Here is a 3731-nt window from a genome sequence, read left to right as displayed (position 1 = left end):
AAGAGGAGGGCGGCGCGGCGATTCTGGCCCTGCGGCTTGCCGTCCTGAGCAAGACCTGGACCACCGTTCGGGACCAGATGTTCGTTTCATGGCAGACCGCCGCACCACGAACTCCCAGCCAGAATCGTCTCATTCCGCTTGGAAATGCCGCATAAACCACGGGACAGAGTGGACCGCACCCTTTTTGAGCGAAGCGCGCGGGAGAGTATGGCCGAATAAAGCGCGGGAAAGAGGGCTGATGCACTCCGGGCACGCGACGGGCTCATGGAAACGGCGCGCGGCGCGCGGTATCCACCGGTCGAGACGCTGGTTGGGGCGGCGCGCGGCGTTCAGCGAAAAGCGAGGTCGGCGAAACGAAGCCCCTGGAACCAGACGCAGCACCTCCCGGCGTCGTAAAACGACGGGTCGGTTTGTGCGACTTCGAGAAGAGCTTTCATCTTCTCGAGCTGACCGCCTGAGATGACGTGGCAAGTCTGCGATCCGTCCTGGATGGGCACCGCGCCGCCCGCCTCGAGCGCCCGCCGTTGTTCGTCGGAAAGATGTTTGTTTTCTCTCTTGCATCAAGGACGGCTTCGCCGTCGCGAAAGCCTCTGCGCACTTCCGCCAAGTGCATTGCGAACCTGCGGAAAGGCGAAGAAAACGCGCAGCAGATTGTCCATCGCTCTCGACTGTATTTGCGTGTCGGTCAACCAACGAGAGAGTGTTGCCTCGGCAACTCCTAGGCGGTCAGCGGCATCTCTCTGCGTCATGCCAATATGCTCCAGCCCAGTTCGCATATCGGCCGGCGTCAGCAAATTCAGATGTGAGCGCAACGCAACATTGATCTGATCGTCAACCTTTTCCGAGAAAACCTTCTCCCCACAAGCTCGACAGACGGGGATGTCTAAATTGGGGACCGCGAACTTGTGCAGCCGTCCGTCGTGACGAATCTCGGCGTCGTAAGAAATCGTGGCCAATTCGACTTCCTTCTTGGCGCAACGACGGCATTGCCATGGGAACGGGCGCTCCGCACCGACGGGACGCTTGATTTTGGCTGAATCATTAGCAGGCATGGACATTCACCACAAGAATCCAAGATTCGTCGGCGACGACCGGAAGCCGGTAGTGCAAGCGGGTCTCGATATAGACGGGTCGACCGCCAATCATTACTCGAAGGTCGTGATGAAACGCGTATTCGCCCGACCACTCGGGGCGTGTCTCGGGTATTTCATCGATTTCCCCGCCTGCCGTTACATGCTCGAACATCAGGCGACCAACGTCTTTCAGGGTTATTTCAGCCAGTTCCCGTCGTAGCCACCGGTGCGCCTGTTCCGTCAGTTCAAACTGGATATAGCCAGTCACGCTCCAGTTACCGAGCGCGTCCCGGTAGGCCATAAGTCGATCTGGGTTCGTCAATGGCGGCACTCAGCACAACTCCCCAGACGGGCAGACGGCCCCATCTCCTCTTATCGGACATTCTAGGCTGGTTGTTTGACCTATGTCAAGCGCCGAAACGGCGATTTTCGACCAGATGATGATGTAAAGCGTGCTCGCCAGCAGGCGCTGTCGATGAAGCCGCCCTACCCGTGACATCCGGCCAGTCGATGCCGAAGGCCTGCGCGACGAGCGCGTCGACCCTCGCTTCCAGCCGCTGACGCTCCTCACTGCTCAGCGTCTCTTGCACCAGCCGCCGGACGACTTTCACAACCTGCCGCGACGGCGCGGCATCGCGGTCGGGCAGCGGATACTCGGTGATGTACTGGGTCAGGTGACGCCGGCGCTGCGAATACAGCTTGTTTTGGAAGGCCAAGTCGTGGTACCGCGAGATCAGCGCCGCATTTGCGACGCCCAGGATAAACAGCAACAGCTCTTCGTCATCCGGGTCGTTGGTCGTGATCCAATAGCAATTGCCGTCGACGAGCGATCCTTTTACATCCCAAAAAAACCGCGCGTCGGGGCTGATATCGGGGAAGACGATCTTGGGCAGCGACCATGCTTGCGGATCCTGCGGCACCCAAATCTCATACCACGCTCGTCCCGCGTCGAGCACGTACTTTCGCGACTCGAGGTTCTCTTTTCTGCTCAGCAGATACTTCCAGGTGGGCGACGATGCCGAAAAACGAACCCCACGCCGCCGGCCATCGACGACCTCGTGTGTATAAAGCACCCGCCTTTGCGGGCCAGCGGCTTCCAGCGGCCGCCATTTGGCGGTATCTTCCTGCGAAAGGAGCGCCCGGAGATGCTGCGGGTCCGGCCGAATCTCGCCGGGCAGCGTCTCCCAATCGCGGCGGATGAAAACACCGTCGGCGGTGGTCTTGATGCCCACGCGCACTTTCGCCACCTCGCCGAGGCGGCACCGCGCGGCGGCATCGACCATCGCCACCCAATCCGCTTCGCCGCCGGTGAGCAACGTCCATGGCTTGGTGTCGTCGTGACCGAGCGGCAGGTTGCCCGTGGCAATTCGGTAGCGACAGCCATTCACACGAACGAGTCCGGGCTGCGGCTGGCGCAGTGAATCGACGAGCGAGGCGACCTGCTCGGCGTCGCCGTTGCCGTCGCTGGTCGCCTCATAAATGCGAACAAAGCTTGGCCCATCCGTGCCGTTTGCCTCGGTGGCGTCGCCGCGTTTTCGGGCGAAGACCAGTGCGGGCAGCACCGCGGCCTCAAACAGCTTGGTGTCGCCCAAGTCGACAATTTCGAGCAGGTCGAACTTCGTGCGCAGGAACCGCCGCGTGGCCATGCCGCCCCTGGTAGTCAGGAAGCGGTTCGACGTAATGACGCCAAGAATGCCGCCGGGGCGTAATTGCCTGGCCATCGCCACCAGAAATGCCTGATAAAGATCGACGCGGCCGCTCAAGCCGAACCGTGCCGCGAGCTGCTGGGCGCGATTGGCGCCGAGCACCTGCGTCCTGACGTACGGCGGATTGGCGATGATGCAATCGACCGGCTCGAGCTCTTCGTGGGAGCCGAACAGGTCGTTGTCGCCGAAGAACTCCAGGAAGTCTCCCCGGATCAGGTCGATGCGGCCGGTATCGAAGCTCGACTGCCTGGCTTGCAGCGACGCGAACGAAGCGTGATCGTTCTCGATTCCGATGAGCGTCATGCGCCGCCGCACCTCGCGCGGCAGCGCATCGTGGATGGCGCGAAGCAGGTTGCCGTCGCCGCAGGCGGGATCGAGCACACGGATGGGCCCTTTCAAGCCGCTCATGAGCGCGGCCACGCGCTCCGCGATCAGCCGGGCCGGGTCCGGCGGTGTGAAGTGTGCCCCCGTAGCTTTCCGCTTTGTCACCGGCATATCCGCCCGCGCTCCTTTGAAATGTTCGTTCGCACATTATCGCCTTTCGGCGAGCGCATCCAAGGGTCAAGATGTCGGCAATTCAGGTCGATGCTGGGACCGATCTTTGAATCAGGGCCAATTTCGATCGTCAAGGCAAGGCCAGTCAGGGCAGAGTCAGGGAGGCGAGCGAACCGAGCGCAAAGAGGCACACAGTTCGGCACGCGACATTTTTGCGTGGAGTTGGCGGAGGGGGGGCGGCCTGTTCCTGCTGTTGTTGCAGCAGCCGGCGGCACACGTCGAGCTTCCTCTGGCGATGGCAGTTCGCCCAAAAGCTGTAGTGCCGGATGCGCTGAAAACCGGAGGGCAAGACGTGCAGCAGGAAACGACGCAGGAACTCCACCGCCAGCAGCGTCATCGTGCGCCAGCCCCCGCCGTGCGCGTAATCTTTCCATCGAAAGCTGACGTGGCGGTCGTC

Annotated in this window: 3 protein-coding genes and 1 pseudogene; all 4 read right to left on the bottom strand. The window is 61.6% G+C overall.

Annotation, left to right across the window (positions count from 1 at the left end):
* Window positions 1-560: 560 nt before the first annotated feature.
* Window positions 561-1052 carry a helix-turn-helix domain-containing protein gene (locus VNH11_28940; GenBank protein HVA50411.1) on the bottom strand — a complete coding sequence of 164 codons (492 nt, stop codon included), beginning with the start codon at window positions 1050-1052 and terminating at the stop codon, window positions 561-563.
* The gene (locus tag VNH11_28935; GenBank protein HVA50410.1) at window positions 1042-1374 is read right to left on the bottom strand and encodes a hypothetical protein; all 333 of its coding nucleotides are present in this window, start codon (window positions 1372-1374) and stop codon (window positions 1042-1044) included. Before VNH11_28935 ends, VNH11_28940 begins: the two co-directional genes overlap by 11 nt.
* 106 nt (window positions 1375-1480) lie before the next feature.
* Window positions 1481-3268: an N-6 DNA methylase gene (locus VNH11_28930; protein HVA50409.1), complete on the bottom strand. Its 1788-nt coding sequence runs from the start codon at window positions 3266-3268 to the stop codon at window positions 1481-1483.
* Between the two features lie 307 nt (window positions 3269-3575).
* Window positions 3576-3731 (bottom strand): annotated as a pseudogene (locus tag VNH11_28925) (transposase).

Source organism: Pirellulales bacterium (assembly GCA_035533075.1).
Taxonomy (GTDB): Bacteria; Planctomycetota; Planctomycetia; order Pirellulales; family JAICIG01; genus DASSFG01.
Note: the sequence above shows the minus strand (reverse complement) of the source record. Positions and strands in the feature narration are given on the sequence as shown.